This is a genomic window from Limnoraphis robusta BA-68 BA1 (genome assembly GCF_034932365.1).
GTDB classification, from domain to species: Bacteria; Cyanobacteriota; Cyanobacteriia; order Cyanobacteriales; family Microcoleaceae; genus Capilliphycus; species Capilliphycus robustus.
This window is the reverse complement of sequence record NZ_JAYGHR010000093.1, coordinates 1-16,697: the sequence shown is the minus strand read 5'-3', so window position 1 is coordinate 16,697 and position 16,697 is coordinate 1. Positions and strand designations below refer to the sequence as shown.

Sequence of the window (16,697 nt, the reverse complement as noted above, 5' to 3'; positions counted from 1 at the left end):
CTTGATGTCAATTTTTGAGGTTAATCTAATTAATATGAGTTAAACTATAAGATTAAGAAGTTGGTAAAATGGGAGAAATTTTAGCAATTGGTAAAATATTGGCTGTTGATGAAGCGGGGTTTATTATCCGTGAAGCCAGTATCAACAAAATTACTCCTGAATGGCGCTTACTGGTTGATCAGGTAATATTAGCCTATCAAAATTATTGGCATCATGCCATTGATAGTATTTATATCAGGGGTTCAGTCGCTGTCGGAAAAGCGATTTCGGGGGTTTCTGATCTTGACAGTTTTGCAGTTGTTAATACAGAAAAATCACAACTGGATGATTCTTGGTTTGACAGCTTTCAAGAACAGCTAAAATTCCAGTATCCTTTTTGTACTGGGGTAGAATTAAAAGCGTTAGAATCTGACTGCTTGTTAAACCTGAATTTAGACAGTTATCACAACCTCAGAATGTTACTCAAAACTCAAGCGGCTTGTGTTTGGGGCGAAGATATTAGTTTACAGTTTCCCCCCTGTAAACCGGATATAAATGCTGTTAGTCATGCGTTTGATTTAGAACAAGATTTACAACGAGTAATAATCGATTTACAACAGTTAGATGAAACTCAATCTGGAACTGTAGAAAAAATCTGTCAATGGATCATGAAGCGAATGGTTCGATCTGGGTTTGAAATTGTTATGGAAACGGCTCAATGTTATACTCGGGATTTGTATCCTTGCTATGAACTATTTTCGCGTTATTTTCCTCAACAAAAATCTCAAATGTATCAAGCATTAACTTGGGCGATAAACCCCATTGATGAGCGAGTAAAAATTAGCGAATTTCTCAACAGTTTTGGAGGTTGGTTAGTGAGTGAGATTGATTTATGTTACCCGCCTTTAGATGAGTGATCAGGTAGTATCGACATTTTTTGTGCTAAAGCACAACAACAAAATCTAACTTTGAATATGGGTTTGTTCTTGATAGAGACGACTGTAATATCCTTGTTGTAGAATTAAGTCTGAATGAGTTCCGCATTCAACAATTTTACCTTGATGTAAAACCGCAATTTGATCGGCATTTTGGATCGTTGAAAGGCGGTGAGCAATAATAAAACGAGTACAAGATAAACGGTTGAAAGCTTGCTGAACTTGTTGTTCACTGAGACTATCTAAGGCACTGGTGGCTTCATCTAATATCAAAATATCTGGTTTTTGTAATAACGCCCGAGCGATCGCTAACCGTTGTCGTTGTCCTCCCGAAAGCCGCACTCCGCGATCGCCAATTCGAGTCTCAAGCTGTTCAGGAAATTGACTGATAAATTCTTCCGCATAAGCCTGTTTAACTGCTTGCCAAATTTCCGTTTCTGTTGCACAATTACAAGCATAAGTCAGATTATAACGAATAGTATGATTAAATAAAAAAACATCCTGACTCACCACTGCGATCGCTGAACGGAGGCTACTGAGATCATAGTTTCGTAAGTCTTCTCCATCTAGGGTAATCGATCCGCTATCAGGATCATAGAGACGACACAACAAATCTGCTAAAGTTGATTTTCCCGCACCAGAAGCTCCAACAACCGCTAATGTGCTACCTTGAGGAATTGAGAATTCAATATGAGTTAAAATCGGCTTCATTTCAGGGAGTGAGTCCTTCTCTCTTTGTGATATTATTGGATAGGAGAAACTGACTTGATTAAACCGAATCTCTTTTTTTAAAGGACTATAAACTAAACTGCCATTAACCATAAACGGTTTGTTGTCTCGTCGCAGAAAATTCTGCACAATCTCAACACTCGAAGCGCGATGAGCAAGCCGTGAACGATAAGTATCGAGGGCTGATAATTGCGGTAAAAGCCGAAATAATACCAAAATATAGGTTAAAATTAACGTCGCCCCTGTAGAAGTATTCAGCCCGAACAAAGGCACCACACAGACGAGCAATAATACCCCTAAAACACCGAATAATTGTCCGAGAGGGGTAATGGCTTCTGTCATGGCTTGCGCCGCAAAATCAGCCGTTTCACAGTCTAGCATCAACTGTTGTAAACGAGTATATTCTCGCCGTTCGTTAGCCGTTGTTTTCACTAACCGAATACCCGATAATAATTCTAACAGGCTAACCGCATAATCTTTTGATAAATTTGAGACTTTTTTACCATAAAATCGAGACTGAGCAATTGCTATTTGGTTAATTCGGACTACTCCGAGTAAAAAGATACCTGTTACCAGCGTTAACAGCCAGGATAACATGATCAAAATTCCTACAAATACAGTGATTGTAATCGTAAGAATCGCAATTCTCAGCAAATTTCGCAGACAACTAACCGTGCGTTGGGTTTCGGTATCTACAATATGTTTAAGATCGCCTAACTGTCGATCAGTGTAAAAAGCAATATCGACTGCTAATAATAGCTGAAGTTGTTCATCCCGTAAATGAGTTGTTAACCGTCTAGTTAGGTATCCAGACAGCAAAATATTCAGATAACTAACGCCACTTTGTAGAATAATTGCCCCAACTGCTACTGTAGTTAAAAGCGTTAAATGTAACGAGGGTGGTAGATTTTCAAACCCAGTTAAAACCGGATATAAAATTGAGGGGAATTCTTCTGGGGAAAGTCGTAACCCGAGAAATTCCATCACCACAGGTACAACCAATGTTAACCCGATTCCGCCCAGAAGTCCATTGAGCAACCCCAACCCAAAACTCAAACCCATCCACAGTCGATAAGGACAGATCAAATTCCACAGTAATTCCCATTGTTTGCGGTTCATGGTTATATAAAATACTGAAATTTTAGCGACAGATGATCGATAAAGAATACTATAGGGGCGGGTTCAGAATAAATGTAGATTTCCCAAAAACAATCTTAATAAACCCACCCCTCTGGCTTTCATCTGATTAAATTTTAGGCTGTTAACGAGTTGAAGGGCGGGTTCATCTAAATTGTTGATCACAGACACAGATCTGAGCGGAACCCGCCCCTCTGGCTTTCATCTGATTAAATTTTAGGCTGTTAACGAGTTGAAGGGCGGGTTCATCTAAATTGTTGATCACAGACACAGATCTGAGCGGAACCCGCCCCTACAAAAAACTGATTTTATTTTCCTTTGCGATTGGATTATTTTTAAGATTTCATATTATAATTTAGGTGGATCGACTAGGAGAACGCCAGATTTAATTAATTCTGTGATCATTGGGCAAATATCAGCTTCCCAATCAAACTCCGGTAACCAGTTACAAAGGTCTATACCGGAAAACTTTGTGCTTTGAAATAGACGTTCGAGAACTTCTCGGCTAATTCCTTTGAGGGTAATGCGTTTATTAGCAGTACAAATTTCAATTCGATCTTCAGATAAATTCGTAATTTTTACAGGTTGGGGAGGGCGATAAAAGTGAGTTTGTTGTCCTTCAGGAAATAGATGAAACCCAACTTGTGCAGGAAAACCAAATTGAGTCGAGGGTTGTCCCTGCATTAATTGTTCATCGAGATAGCGATCAATTAACTCATCCGTTTGTAACTGTTTAACCCATTCTTTGAATAAATCACGAAGTTGTTGATGACAAGCTAGACGATGAGTTGAAGTTAACAGAGGTAAACTTTTGCGCCAAAGAGGATTTTGCTGGAGTTCTTCCGTCAACCATTCAGCAAAGTCTATTCCCGTTTGACAGTCTACTCCTAATGTTAAATGGAGAGAAGGTTGATCAACTGCGATCGCATAATGCCAATGTCCACGCGGAATATATAATAAATCCCCCGGTTTTAACACCTGATCAACATAAGGTTCGGTTGTTGGAGGATCGAATAAACTTGAACGATGTTTGGAGAGGGGAAACTCAAAAGTTGAAGAAAATACCCGCCAATGTTTGTGACCTGAAATTTGCAGAATAAAGACTTCATGGGCATCATAATGACAAGCAAAGCCTTGATGTCCCGGAAAAGAACAATAAGCATTAACTTGAGTTCGATGTCCGAGTTCCTTGCGTAAATTAGCGGAAAATTCAGCAATAGCCGGGAGTCGAGTATGCAAACAATCTACAATTAAAGTCGCGCCTTCTTGACACTGTTTGATCAGATCATCACCAGCATTTTCGGGTAAGGTTTGACCGCCTTTCGCTAACCGAATTTCGGGATAAATGAGATGATGAAAATTGAGTAGAGTATTGAGATCTTGCCAGGAAAATAAGTGACTGAATTTGTTAGGGTGACTGGCGGGGATGATCACGGCTTGTTTCAGCCAATAGTTTTGCAGAAAAGACTCCCCAGAATGAGGAGCCAAAAGAGTAGCAAAGGTTTGCATGAGGACTATCTGGAAACGCTATTAATCGGTGGAAAATCCCCTTGACGATTGGCTCGACGCTCAGGGCCACCCGCCCAAGGTGGAGGGCCAGAAGCCGGACGAATATTCAGTACCGTTCCGTCTTGGCGAGTGATCGTAAAAGCGTCGAAGTCATTATCGTCGTATTCCCCGATGACTGTGACCGCCTCTCCTTGATTAATCTGAATTTGATGATACCAGGGCGGGCCAGTTTCTACGAGAATTTGTCCCGTACCATCATCAATCACAAATTTATTGCCAAAGACGGCGGTAACGACTCCAGAAATGGTTAAACCTTGGGTTTGTTGGATCTCTCGAATGGGGACTTGGGCAAAGCTAGGCTTGATGGGGGTGATCAGGCTTGTGAGAACGAGAGTTAAAGCAGTTGCGAGTTTTAAATGAAGTTTCATGGTAGATGCTTTATATTATTTGCGATGGGTTTTAACGGGTTGAGCGAAAACTGGGCCTATATTGACCGCGATGGCGACTTTGAGGCTGACCTTGATCAACGTCGTAGGTATAATCTTGATCGTTGTCAGAATTTAAACGAGTCGGTTGAATTTTCACAGTACCCGGAGTTTTTGTCGAAATATCTTCAATTGAAATTTCAATCCGGCTAGCGGTTAATGGTTTTTCTAAAGTGGTTGTAGACATAAAATAATCTTTTGTTTTTTCAACTTGGTCTTGTATGTTTGTAGATTAGCGACCAATGATGACAAGAAAATGACAAACTGAATTTTTTGTGAGTTGGCAAGCTGGAAACTGTTGTTGAGTCTGGTGTTCAATGATAGATCATGTTCTTCCACAAAGAAAAATCTCCCCGATGGCTCAGGGAGAACAGTGAATGTTAATGATAATTTCAGCTTACTAAGTTGGGCTGATAATTTCCTAGAATTAGTAGCCGCCGCCACCGCCGAAGCGGTCTTTTCCGCCTCTACCGCCTCTGCCACCGCCGCCACCGCCACCGCCACCTCGGTTGTTGTTTTCGCGAGGTTTGGCTTTGTTCACTTTGAGATCACGCCCCATCCACTCAGCACCATCAAGCTGCTCGATAGCAGCATCTTCTTCGGCGTCGTTGTCCATTTCTACAAATGCAAATCCACGAGGACGACCGGTTTCCCGGTCAGTCGGGATTTGAACGCGGCGGACAGTGCCGTATTCAGCAAAAACAGACTTTAGATCTTCCTCAGAAACATCGTAGGATAGATTTCCGATATAGACAGACATGATTAACCTCCCAAATCAAATTGATGTAGAGAGAGATTTCGGAAGGCGAGCCACGCCTGATGAAACAGAACACACTAGCTCCACACTTAAAGCAAAAACTGCAACCGATACCTGTTCTCGGATTTTATTGTATCACAGCTAGCTTGGCTATCCAATCACACAACGATCATAATTTGTAAAATTATCGAAGTTGGGGTTATGCTTTGGTGTGATTTTGGTCTTCTGTTTAGGCTTCTGGTAAGGTTTCGTGACCATTAGCAGAATAAATCTGCGCCTCCCGGGAAATTCCCGAATTCACCAAAGGTTTTGAGAAGGTCACTTCATTTTCAGGGTTTTCTTTGACCATGCGGCTTTTCTGTAGGTGTGAAATTTGTTGTTCTGGGTCTATCCTCTCGAAGGTCGGGGGTAGCCATACCCTCGCCACCAGTAAGACGGTGAGTACCAGTAAAAAAGCACAGGTAGCGAGGGTCTGAGTCCAAGGGGTCTCCAGCACACCCCGGACAATGATTTCTCGCAAAACGGACACAATGGAAACTTCGACGGCGACTCCAATGGAAACTCGATGTTCTTGGAGGTAAATAATCAGAAGGCGAAATAATTCAACCAGAATTAATAAATATAAGATGTCCGAGGTGACTCGTTGAAAATCTACAGGTGGAAGCAATGAGAGTACCATTTCTCGCAGTTGCATCACCATGAAGCTAAATAAACCAATACACAATGAGATGATAATCAAATCCTGAACCGTTTCGAGAATCCGAATAATTCGACCACTATTCAGCCAGTTCACAGGTGAAGCTTGAGAGGTTTTAGACATCTTCTTTTTTTACTCAGTTCATTATGATCTTAGCAATTGAACTCAAAAATAAATCAAAATTTACATAATTAATTTAAGAGATCTGTAGCATGATATCAATCGTTTGTAAGTATAGAAAATTACCATTAAAATTATTTGTTGAGAGTTTAAAACTCTAATTCTAGCGATCGCTCTGTTTTCAAATAGAGTTCAATCTTTCAATAAAAGTTATCAAAAAACTCCCAATACTCAATAAAAATTATTCTAATTGATGAATTCTACCTTCTGGCTTTTGCTGGAAAGGCTAACTATCAGGAAAAATTTTAATTGCATCGGGTAAAATAAGATCATTGATAGACTCAAACAAAATTACCGGGGTTATGTCCTGGGGGCTGTTCATCAAAAAACTTAAGATTCCTTGTGTTGCAAATCTTTCTTTAATCTGAGAATATAGTGTGTTCAATGTCGTTAATAAAGGAGTATTAGAAATGTCAATTCCCATCAAACTCTCAGACTATCAACGTTTGGCACAGAACCAACCCACAGTCATTATTTATAGTAACCTGGAAGGAATGGAACCCGGTCAAGAAATGGATGTCAGCTTCAGAGGTTCTGTAATTGGAGTCAGAATTGTTGACCTATGGCAAGATTGTCAAATGTCAATGTGGTGTTTGAAACTCATTCCGACGTTCCGGTTGAAGACTCAATTATCAGACGGTTAAGCGAGTTTCCCGGCTAAAATAGGAGCCAATTCCCATTGGTTTTTCATCAAAATCTGGAAATACGGCTCCTGAATACAAGCGTTTTTGTCATTCATCAAGCGTTTAAATTAATCAAAACATAAGTTTTTCTCTGAAAAAATGAGTATTCTTGATCAAATCAAAGAAGATTATCAGCGATTTCCCCAAGATCAAACCTACAGTCTGTATGCCCAAGATGTCTATTTTGAAGACCCTCTCAATAAATTTCGCGGTGTCGAACGCTACAAACAAATGATTGGGTTTATTCGTCAGTGGTTTATGGATGTTCAGCTTGACTTACACGAAATTTCCCAAACTGATAATCTGATTAAAACCCGTTGGACCCTCAGTTGGACAACTCCGCTACCTTGGAAACCGCGTATTTCTATCCCTGGATGGAGTGAACTCAAACTGAATACCGATGGACTCATTAGCAGTCATATCGACTATTGGGACTGTTCTCGCCTAGATGTCGTCAAGCAATTATTCCCGAAAACCCGCTAAAGTTAAAATAATATGAACAAATTTTAAGCAGGACTTGACGAAATGCGTTTGATTTTAATGACCGGTAAAGGTGGCGTGGGTAAAACCTCAGTCGCCGCAGCGACAGGCTTACGTTGTGCGGAATTAGGTTATAGAACCCTCGTCCTCAGCACCGACCCCGCCCATTCTTTAGCAGATAGCTTCGATATGGAACTCGGTCACGAACCTCGGCTAGTGCAACCGAACCTCTGGGGGGCCGAACTCGATGCGTTGATGGAACTAGAAGGGAACTGGGGCGCCGTTAAACGTTATATTACGCAAGTCCTGCAAGCGCGAGGCTTAGATGGAATTCAAGCCCAAGAATTAGCCATTTTACCGGGAATGGATGAAATTTTTGGCTTGGTACGGATGAAGCGTCATTACGACGAGGGCGAATATGATGTGTTAATTATCGACTCCGCGCCGACGGGGACAGCATTACGGTTACTCAGCTTACCGGAAGTCGGCGGTTGGTATATGAGAAAATTTTACAAACCGTTTCAGGGAATGTCAGCCGCTTTACGTCCCATTGTTGAACCGATTTTTCGACCCATTGCAGGATTTTCTTTACCCGACAAAGAAGTGATGGATGCGCCCTATGAGTTTTATGAACAAATTGAAGCCTTAGAAAAGGTATTAACCGATAATAAACAAACCTCTGTGCGGTTAGTCACAAACCCTGAAAAAATGGTGATTAAAGAATCACTTCGCGCCCATGCTTATTTGAGTTTGTATAATGTAGCAACCGATTTAGTTGTGGCAAATCGGATTATTCCCGCAGAAGTCACTGATCCCTTCTTTAAGCGCTGGAAAGAAAATCAACAACAATATCGCCAGGAAATTCACGATAACTTCAAGCCGTTACCTGTAAAAGAAGTGCCGCTCTATACTGAAGAAATGTGTGGATTAGAGGCCTTACATAGACTCAAAGAAACCTTGTATAAAGACGAAGATCCCTCTCAAGTTTACTATGCAGAAAACACCGTCAGAATTATTCAGGAAAAAGATTATTACAGTTTAGAACTGTATTTACCGGGAATTCCAAAAGAGCAAATTCAACTCAATAAAAGCGGCGATGAGTTAAATATTCGCATTGGAAATCATCGCCGAAATTTAGTCTTACCTCAAGCGTTAGCCGCGTTGCAACCCTCGGGCGCAAAAATGGAGGAAGATTATCTGAAAATTCGCTTTGCAGAAGCCGCAAAAGTGTAAAAATCAGTGAACAGTGACCAGTAATCAGTGACCAGTAATCAGTGACCAGTGACCAGTTATCAGTGAACAGTTTACAGTTATCAGTAATCAGTGACCAGTAATCAGTGATAACTAATAACTAATAACTAATAACTGTAAACTGTAAACTGTAAAAACTGGTCACTGGTCACTGTTCACTGTTCACTGTAAACCCTGGACTAAGGGTTGAAACTGGGAAACCCACTGTTTTTGACTCATCACTAATATCGGATAGGAACGATGACCATAATCTTGTCCGGGTTGGAGGGGAAAAATCGGTTCAGGGTTCAACGGAGTCCAAACAACACCTGCCGCCTTAAGAATTGGCCAAAGGGGGGCGATATCCCAAACTTTCGGTGTTGCTTCTACCCCGCCAATAGCAGCACCGGAAGCCACCATTAAAAAGTTGTAACCCGCCATACCCATCAGGCGAATTTTACAAGGAATATTGGGGATAATGGCCGTACTGCGAGTGCAAACATTAAAAAAATGCTGAGAACTGGGAGCGTCTAAACTAGGGTGAATGGGTTGTTGGTTGCGAAAAGCCCCCGTCGGGCCAGTTAGCCCCGTATTTTCCAGCCAGAAGCCATGAAAAGACTGATTGAGAGGGGGGAGATGAACATAGCCAAATACAGGCATTCCTCGGTAAAGCAGACCCATTAAAATGCCCCAAATGGGAACTCCCCGAGTGAAGTTGGTGGTTCCATCAATCGGATCAATAATCCAACACCAGTCTGTAGCGGGGAATAGATGTTCACCTTCTTCTGAAAGCAGACCATGTTCGGGGAAACTGTTGTTAATCCGATGACGAATTTCTTCGTCAGCCCACTGGTCAGATTGAGTCACCAAACTCCCATCAGACTTTTCCGAGGCTTGTGCGGAACCAAAATCAAGCATTAACTGCTGTCCGACTTCCTGGGTGGTGGTTTGGGCAAAATTGAGGAGAGTCTGCCAAAAGTTTGTCATAGGATGAGGATGATCTAGAGATTGATTACAAGCTAGATCTAGAATAGGGGCTAGCGTATGCTGCTAGAGAGGGATGATAGAAAAACGCCTCGCGGTTGGGATGTCCTAGTTTACAATGAAAGTGCAAAGATTAAAGACTTACAATTGCAGACGTTATGTTGCTCAAATCCACAACTCGGCATATTCATATTTACACCGCCGAAATTCAGAACGAAGAACTGGTTGACAATGACCAACGGTTAACGATAGATGTTGACCCGGATAATGAATTCAACTGGAGTGAGGCAGCTCTGAAAAAGGTTTATCAAAAATTTGACCAATTGGTTGAAGCCGCCAATGGAGAAGACTTAACCGAGTACAATCTCCGTCGCATTGGCTCGGATCTTGAACATTTTGTGCGATCGCTCTTACAATCCGGTGAGATTAGCTACAATCTCAACAGTCGAGTTCTCAACTACAGTATGGGATTACCTCGGGTTGCCTCTGAGTGAGTTGAGCTGTTGATTCAGTCTCAAATCTAGCAGCCCTATCTAAATTGCTTCTCTTTGTCTTTGTTCTGGGGCTGCTGTATCTCAGGTTTTTTCCCGATAGCACTCACTGAATGGGTTAAAAAGGAATTGAGGGAGGGAAACTTTTGACCGATCGCGCAGTGCGAATCTCATAACTGATAACCTGTGGTCAACAAACATGGAGCAGTAACTTAGTAGACGATTTATGGTACAACACGGTACTATCTGTAAGATCAGATAATATATCTATGCAACGAGCCTATCATACCAAACTCAAACTTAACAACCGTCAAAGAACCTTAAGGGCTGCGACCGAGGGATATTCTAGGTGGGTTTGGAACTGGGCGTTATCTATGTGGAATGAAGCTTACAAACAGGGTTTAAAACCTTCAACGAATAAGCTAAAAAAGTTCTACACCAATCACATTAAACCTCAATACTCCTGGCAGTCAACGCTAAGTTCTAGAGTTTATCAATTTGCCTTCATGCACTTGGGAGAAGCATTTAGCCGATTCTTTCAAGGCATTGCCAAACATCCTAAGTTCAAGAAAAAAGGCAGAAATGATAGCTTTACTTTAGATAATTGTGGCAAAGTAATGAGGTTTTCAGGGAGGAGATTGAAGCTTCCTTTTATTGGATGGGTATTCACTTATGAACCCCTCCCGGAAATTCAGACTAAACGAGTCACAATTAGTCGAGTCGCTGATTCTTTGTATTTGTCTGTAGCCTACGAATTTGAACCAGAACAGACTGTTAAATCAAGAGTTAATCTGGGTGTTGATGTTGGGGTTAAGGTCTTAGCGACCTGTTCAGATGGTACTGTTTTTGACAACCCAGCAGCTCACAAAAAAGCTCAAAAAAATCTGGCAAAACTTCAGCGCGAACTCTCGAGAAAACAGAAGGGTTCAAATAACAGGAATAAAGCTAGACTTAAACTGGCAAAAGCACATCAAAGAGTGGCTAACATCCGAAAAGATGCAATTCATAAACTTACCTCATGGCTATGCAAAAATCACGCGGTCATCGGGTTAGAAGACTTGAATGTTTCTGGGATGTTGAAAAATCACAAGTTAGCGGGTGCTATTGCTGATTCTGATCTTTATGAAATTCGCCGCCAAGTTGAGTATAAATCTTCGTGGTACGGCTCAGTTGTAGTTTTTGCTGATAGATTCTATCCGTCAACTAAGACCTGTTCAAGTTGCGGTCACGTTCAAAAAATAGCACTGAAAGAACGAGTTTTCAACTGTCAGGCTTGCGGTGAAGTCAAAGATCGTGACTATAATGCGAGTCTGAATTTATTACATTATGCCGAGGGCTTCTCGGTAAAAAGCCTGTCTGACCGGGTGCTGCCGACAGTCCGGGGTGATGCAGCGCAAAGTCCGATCTCGGCGGAAACCGCTCGAGAAGGAACTTTGCAAGACAGGAAGTAAACATTAACACGGTTTGTACCGCGTTATATCAGTTTTATAAAGCAGATGACAATTGAAACAGATACCTGCACCGAAGAGCGGATGGGCGTTGATTGGGGGAAAGCATAGGTTTATTCGTCCCAGTATTTAAGTTAATCCGTTTTTTCGCCAAGGCAATCGGTTTTCAATCTCAATGATCAACTCTAAACTTGAGCGGCAACAGAGGCGTGAGAGACCTCTATGCAAAATCATATGCCAAAACACTATTTGTGGGCGTTAGGTGAAGGGATTGATGCTTTACCTGCGGGAACGCTAATCGCCGACCGCTACTTATTAAAACACAATCAGATTGTGGTCGATACTCGACCCGAGCTTTTTCCTGAAATTCCGGACGGCATTTCTGAGGAAATAGCGCCTTATCTGAGGCTATTTCCCTATCGACTGCATCTTCCCCTGGTATACGGATTTGTCCCTCCTGCCCATAATGAACTCGGAATCGCGATTTGGCTCTTAGAACAGGGGCCAATTGATCGCACACGGGAAATCCTCATGCCCAGTTTATTGGAGTTGTGGCCGGGTACTGAGGCTTTGCGACAGCTTAACTGGTTATGGCAAATCGCTCAACTGTGGCATCCCTTCCAACATCAAGAGGTAGCCTCGAGTTTGCTGAACCCGAAATTGCTGCGAATCGAAGGGCCATTAGTGCGATTAGCGCAGTTAGAGGAGGACTGGAAAAAGGCAACTCTCGCTCAACTGGGACTACTTTGGCAACAATGGCTCGAAGATGCTCACCCGAAAATTCAAAAGTTTCTCGGCCAGTTGACTCACCAAATGATCAACAAAGAAATCCACAAGCCGGAACAATTGATCTATCAACTCGACCAAGCAATGGCGATTTGTGGGCGATCGCTGTCTCGTCGGGTGGAAATTATGACAGCGACAGATACAGGGCCGACTCGTTCTCACAATGAAGATGCTTGTTATCCTGACCGTGATACCCTCGTTCAAGTTCCCGCGAATACTCCGGCTTTGACGATTGTTTGCGATGGAATTGGCGGACAGGAAGGGGGAGAAGTTGCTTCACACCTCGCTATTGATGTTCTACGCGGCGAATTAGAAAATATCCGTTCTCATCCGGCGAGTTGGGATGCGCCTTCGTTGATCACTCAGTTAAAACGGGCGACTAATCTGGCCAATGATGTCATCTGTCAGCGCAACGACAGCGAACATCGTCAGGGACGGGAACGCATGGGGACCACGTTGGTCATGGCTCTGACCCGTGAGCATGAAGTTTATATTACTCATATCGGTGACAGTCGCGCCTACTGGATTACTCGCACAGGCTGTTATCAGGTGACGCTGGATGATGATGTCGCTTCTCGTGAAGTCCGTCTGGGTTATGCACTCTATCGAGATGCGATTCAACCCCGAGCCTCGGGTGCTTTGATTCAAGCTTTGGGTATTACCTCCTCATCAACCCTTTACCCGACGGTGCAACGGTTCCCAATTGATGAGGATTGTATCTTTTTACTCTGTTCTGATGGGCTGAGTGATAAAGATCGTATTGAGGATTATTGGGAAAGTGAAATTCTACCGATTTTGAACGCGGAAACTGATCTAGCAACGGCGAAAAATCGATTAATTGAAATCGCTAATACCCTCAATGGTCACGATAATGTAACGATTTCAATCCTTCACTTTCGTGTTTCGACTAAATCGGGAATTTACGCTCTGCCTGAAGTCAAAGTTTCGCCGATTGATCCGAATTTAGACGGGGATTCTCAAGACGATTCCGATGGTATTCCAACGGATGACTCTCAATTCCCTAATACCGTATTTGTCGATATACCTTCCTCGAAGTTTTCTAAAATTTGGCCGTTGTCTTTGGGGATTGCCTTTTTATTAGGTTTGGCAGGGGTTTTAGTTTACTTTTCCGGTATCTTAAATTCAGATAAACGGAATCAGCAAGCCGCTCCTGTTGTGACTCAGACGAACACCCCCCCTCCGGCTGTGCCAAAATTACCTTTGCCTCCGACTCCGACAGTCAGTTTAAAATCTTTCATTCAACTTGGTGGCAAAAATACCGCAGTTGATGCTGAAACTTCAGGAGGTTATATTCAACTTTTGAAAGAATTTGGTAAACCTTGGATTAAGGGTAATGTTCCTTCGGGAACGGTTTTTCAAGTCATTGAAAAACAATCCACTCCTCAAGCAGGATCTTGGCTAGAGTTAAAAGTTTGTAATTTGCCCAATTCTCAAAGTTTAGCACTAACAAAGACGGCAAAAGATGAACAGGGGATCGAACAAAATCCTGACTTTGTAAATCCATCTATTGGGGAAAATGAACAACTCTATCCGCAAGCTGAAGCCTCTGAAGATTTAGCAGAAAATAGTGAACTGATTCCGCCTCTGGAAGCTGGAGATACAGGCTGGATGCGATCCAAAGATGTTTCAGCCTTAATGGTTAATACTCCCCTATTTAAGCCTCAACAAAAAGGAGTTTGTCAAAATGTCCCTTGATCAGCCTGAGTTGAACGGATGTTAACCATTTTTTCCCTTTAAATCTCTTTAAAATCATCCGTTAATCTGCTACGATCAATCTCAAAATCAGATCAATGTGGGGAGATTGATGATGAACAAAAATCAAATCTGGGCTGTGGTTATCTCGATAGCGGCGATCTCATCGGGGATTTTCCCGAGTCCTGCTAAAGCGGATGGTTTTCCGGGTGGTAAGATCCCTCGTCAACCTCCGAGTCATCAACCTTCCTGCGGCGAAGTTGTCGAGGACTGCAAATCTCCGAAGCCCAGATCTTTATATGACGAGATTTATTCTAAACATAAACCCTATTGTGGGTATTTGCGTCGGCATCGTCTCCGCTCTCGTCATTGGAGTGAAGACCATCAACCCGTAGCGACTTTAGAAGACTCCTCATCTGATGAAACAGCCTACGAGTGGGAATCGGAAACACAAGAAGATTTAATGGCTTCTACAGGGGATTATTCGGGTCTCAGTACATCTCAACCAACGAGTTCTCGTAATCAATATTATCAGAGCAGTGCGATGGGTGGAGAAAATGCCCTAGTATTATTTATTGCGATCGGACTGTGGTTTGGATTGCCTTCTTTATTTTCTCCTAAAGATTCCAAAAAGTAGGAGTGAAATCTTAAATTCTTCTCTAATTTTTTGAGAGAGAAAGCTGGAATTTTAACCGATCTGATTGCTTATGTTTCAATGCCCAGTCTGTCAACAGGAATATCCGCAATCGGTTCCAGAATTTTGTTGGGTTTGTCATTGGTGTCTACAATCGCCAACCCAAAACTCAACAGAAATACATCTAGAATCCGTTAGGTTAGAATGGGCAAAACACAAGTGGCAAGAGTTAAAATTCCTGAAACAATATCTTGAAAAAATGCCTTCAGCCGGAGAAAATTTTTCTCAAAATTCATTGAATCTTGCTGATTTATCGATGAGGCTAGAGACTATTGAAGCCAAACTTCAACAAGCGACTGTTGAGCGCCAAAACTTACACAATCAACTGGAATGGGTTTTACATTATCTAGAATTACTCAACCCTGAACGTGTTTTTAATACAATATCCCGTCTAGAAAATTGGCTAGAAGGTGGCGTAGAAGAAACGTCTTTGATGTCTGAAGTGGGGATGGATTATTTACCCCTGAGTGAGTTGTTGGCGGCGGGAGAGTGGAAAAGTTCCGATGAATATACTTGGCAAATTGTTCTATATTTAGCGAGACGAGAACCCGAAGGTTGGCTGAGAATAGAAGATATTGAAAACTTTCCTTGTGTTGACTTACAAACGATAGATTATCTCTGGAATTATTATAGTAATGGTTTGTTTGGTTTAGGGGTTCAGCAGCAAATTTTAGAAGGTTTAGCAGGAGATTATCCAACGTTTTGTGATGCAGTCGGATGGCGACAAGGGGAAAATTGGAAATATTACAATGAACTCACATTCAACCCCAATGCACCCGCAGGACATCTCCCGGTGATTGTTTGGCGAAAACGCGCTTGTTATGGAATGGGTTCAGCAACCGCCGCCGAAAATCTTTCTTTATTTATTAGTCGATTGGTTAACTGTCAAAATCATTGACAAATTTAATGATCTATTATATCGTTTTTAAAATAGAGTTGACTGAAAAAAATTGAGCAAGTTTATAGCTGATTAACTTTATTAAAAATAAAACTTTATGACTCATTTTGGTATTATTTGCCCCGGTTCAACCGGCCCGTTAAATACAATGCTACCCTTGGGCCAAGAACTTCAACGTCGGGGTCATCGCGTTACATTGTTTGGATTACCTGACACCGAGAAAAAAACCCTAACAGCAGGAGTAGATTTTCAAGCGGTTGGCACGGAAGAATTTCCGGTGGGGTGGGCGGAGAAATCCTTTACCGAGTTAGGAAAGCTCGAAGGATTAGCCGCATTGCGATATACAATTGACTTATTGAAGCGGGGGGCTGCCGTTACGTTACGAGATGCGCCAACAGCGATGAAAAAAGCGGGAGTAGAAGCTGTATTGGTTAACCAAGGAGCGGTTGAAGGTGGAACGGTTGCGGATATTTTAAATCTTCCTTATGTAACTGTATGTAGTGCGGTGGTTTTAAATCGGGAGCCGAGTGTTCCCCCTTTTAACACCTGTTGGAATTACAGCCCATCCATTTGGGCCGAACTCAGAAACCGGATGGGTTACGCAATATTAAATCGCGTTTCTCAACCCATTCGAGACGTGATTAATGAAGTCCGCAAGCAACAAAATTTACCGCTTTACACGCACCCGAATGAGGCCTATTCAAAACTGGCTCAAATTAGTCAAGCCCCGGCCGACTTTGAATTTCCCAGAAAAAAGTTACCAAAAATTGCCGCACACGCCCCTACCTTCAGGTATGGGGATATAAGGCTCTTTCTAATGCTATAATAACTCTACTGGCAGGGTATTCAACCAGTTGAAAAACCCAGCATCTAATCGATGCA

Annotated in this window: 17 protein-coding genes; 10 read left to right on the top strand and 7 right to left on the bottom strand. The window is 42.2% G+C overall.

Annotated features, from left to right (window positions below; translation table 11 throughout):
• Nucleotides 1-68 precede the first annotated feature (68 nt).
• Nucleotides 69-896: a nucleotidyltransferase gene (locus tag VB836_RS26900; protein WP_323224161.1), complete on the top strand. Its 828-nt coding sequence runs from the start codon at nt 69-71 to the stop codon at nt 894-896.
• A gap of 45 nt (nt 897-941) precedes the next feature.
• Here the strand turns inward: VB836_RS26900 and VB836_RS26895 are convergent, their stop codons facing one another.
• The 6 genes from VB836_RS26895 to VB836_RS26870 all read right to left on the bottom strand — a co-directional run bounded on the left by VB836_RS26895 (nt 942) and on the right by VB836_RS26870 (nt 6,351).
• Nucleotides 942-2,762: an ABC transporter ATP-binding protein gene (locus tag VB836_RS26895; RefSeq protein ID WP_323224158.1), complete on the bottom strand. Its 1,821-nt coding sequence runs from the start codon at nt 2,760-2,762 to the stop codon at nt 942-944.
• A 366-nt stretch (nt 2,763-3,128) separates the two neighbouring features.
• Nucleotides 3,129-4,289 (bottom strand): cupin domain-containing protein, encoded by a 1,161-nt coding sequence (locus VB836_RS26890; RefSeq protein ID WP_323224157.1) that lies wholly within the window; start codon nt 4,287-4,289, stop codon nt 3,129-3,131.
• A 5-nt stretch (nt 4,290-4,294) separates the two neighbouring features.
• Nucleotides 4,295-4,717 (bottom strand): DNA-binding protein, encoded by a 423-nt coding sequence (locus tag VB836_RS26885; RefSeq protein ID WP_323224155.1) that lies wholly within the window; start codon nt 4,715-4,717, stop codon nt 4,295-4,297.
• Nucleotides 4,718-4,748: 31 nt separating this feature from the next.
• The gene (locus VB836_RS26880) at nt 4,749-4,961 is read right to left on the bottom strand and encodes a hypothetical protein (protein ID WP_323224153.1); all 213 of its coding nucleotides are present in this window, start codon (nt 4,959-4,961) and stop codon (nt 4,749-4,751) included.
• 240 nt (nt 4,962-5,201) lie between these two features.
• Complete coding sequence (locus VB836_RS26875) at nt 5,202-5,534, bottom strand: RNA recognition motif domain-containing protein (RefSeq protein WP_046282077.1); 333 nt, start codon at nt 5,532-5,534, stop codon at nt 5,202-5,204.
• 226 nt (nt 5,535-5,760) lie between these two features.
• A complete protein-coding gene (locus tag VB836_RS26870; RefSeq protein WP_323224151.1) occupies nt 5,761-6,351 on the bottom strand; it encodes a phosphate-starvation-inducible PsiE family protein in 591 nt (196 codons plus the stop codon).
• Between the two features lie 467 nt (nt 6,352-6,818).
• Between VB836_RS26870 and VB836_RS26865 the strand changes: the two genes are divergently transcribed.
• From VB836_RS26865 to VB836_RS26855, 3 genes are all read left to right on the top strand, one after another.
• Nucleotides 6,819-7,052, top strand: coding sequence for a hypothetical protein (locus tag VB836_RS26865; protein WP_323224149.1), 234 nt, complete (start codon nt 6,819-6,821; stop codon nt 7,050-7,052).
• A gap of 138 nt (nt 7,053-7,190) precedes the next feature.
• Nucleotides 7,191-7,574, top strand: coding sequence for a DUF2358 domain-containing protein (locus VB836_RS26860; protein ID WP_046281611.1), 384 nt, complete (start codon nt 7,191-7,193; stop codon nt 7,572-7,574).
• A gap of 42 nt (nt 7,575-7,616) precedes the next feature.
• A complete protein-coding gene (locus VB836_RS26855; RefSeq protein ID WP_046281610.1) occupies nt 7,617-8,804 on the top strand; it encodes a TRC40/GET3/ArsA family transport-energizing ATPase in 1,188 nt (395 codons plus the stop codon).
• Nucleotides 8,805-8,984: 180 nt separating this feature from the next.
• Here VB836_RS26855 and VB836_RS26850 read toward each other — a convergent pair whose 3' ends face one another.
• Entirely contained in the window at nt 8,985-9,788 is an 804-nt protein-coding gene (locus VB836_RS26850) for an inositol monophosphatase family protein (RefSeq protein WP_046280890.1), read from the bottom strand.
• Between the two features lie 155 nt (nt 9,789-9,943).
• On the opposite strand from VB836_RS26850, the gene ndhM reads away from it, so the two are divergent.
• From ndhM to VB836_RS26820, 6 genes are all read left to right on the top strand, one after another.
• Nucleotides 9,944-10,279 (top strand): NAD(P)H-quinone oxidoreductase subunit M, encoded by a 336-nt coding sequence (gene ndhM / locus VB836_RS26845; RefSeq protein WP_046280889.1) that lies wholly within the window; start codon nt 9,944-9,946, stop codon nt 10,277-10,279.
• Nucleotides 10,280-10,545: 266 nt separating this feature from the next.
• Nucleotides 10,546-11,727 carry an RNA-guided endonuclease InsQ/TnpB family protein gene (locus tag VB836_RS26840; RefSeq protein ID WP_323224146.1) on the top strand — a complete coding sequence of 394 codons (1,182 nt, stop codon included), beginning with the start codon at nt 10,546-10,548 and terminating at the stop codon, nt 11,725-11,727.
• Nucleotides 11,728-11,946: 219 nt separating this feature from the next.
• Complete coding sequence (locus VB836_RS26835; RefSeq protein WP_323224145.1) at nt 11,947-14,226, top strand: PP2C family protein-serine/threonine phosphatase; 2,280 nt, start codon at nt 11,947-11,949, stop codon at nt 14,224-14,226.
• 109 nt (nt 14,227-14,335) lie between these two features.
• Nucleotides 14,336-14,860 (top strand): hypothetical protein, encoded by a 525-nt coding sequence (locus tag VB836_RS26830; RefSeq protein WP_323224143.1) that lies wholly within the window; start codon nt 14,336-14,338, stop codon nt 14,858-14,860.
• A 70-nt stretch (nt 14,861-14,930) separates the two neighbouring features.
• On the top strand, nt 14,931-15,815 hold the full coding sequence (locus VB836_RS26825) for a GUN4 domain-containing protein (RefSeq protein WP_323224141.1): 885 nt from the start codon (nt 14,931-14,933) through the stop codon (nt 15,813-15,815).
• 97 nt (nt 15,816-15,912) lie between these two features.
• The gene (locus VB836_RS26820) at nt 15,913-16,641 is read left to right on the top strand and encodes a glycosyltransferase family protein (protein ID WP_323224139.1); all 729 of its coding nucleotides are present in this window, start codon (nt 15,913-15,915) and stop codon (nt 16,639-16,641) included.
• The last annotated feature ends 56 nt before the right edge of the window (nt 16,642-16,697 follow it).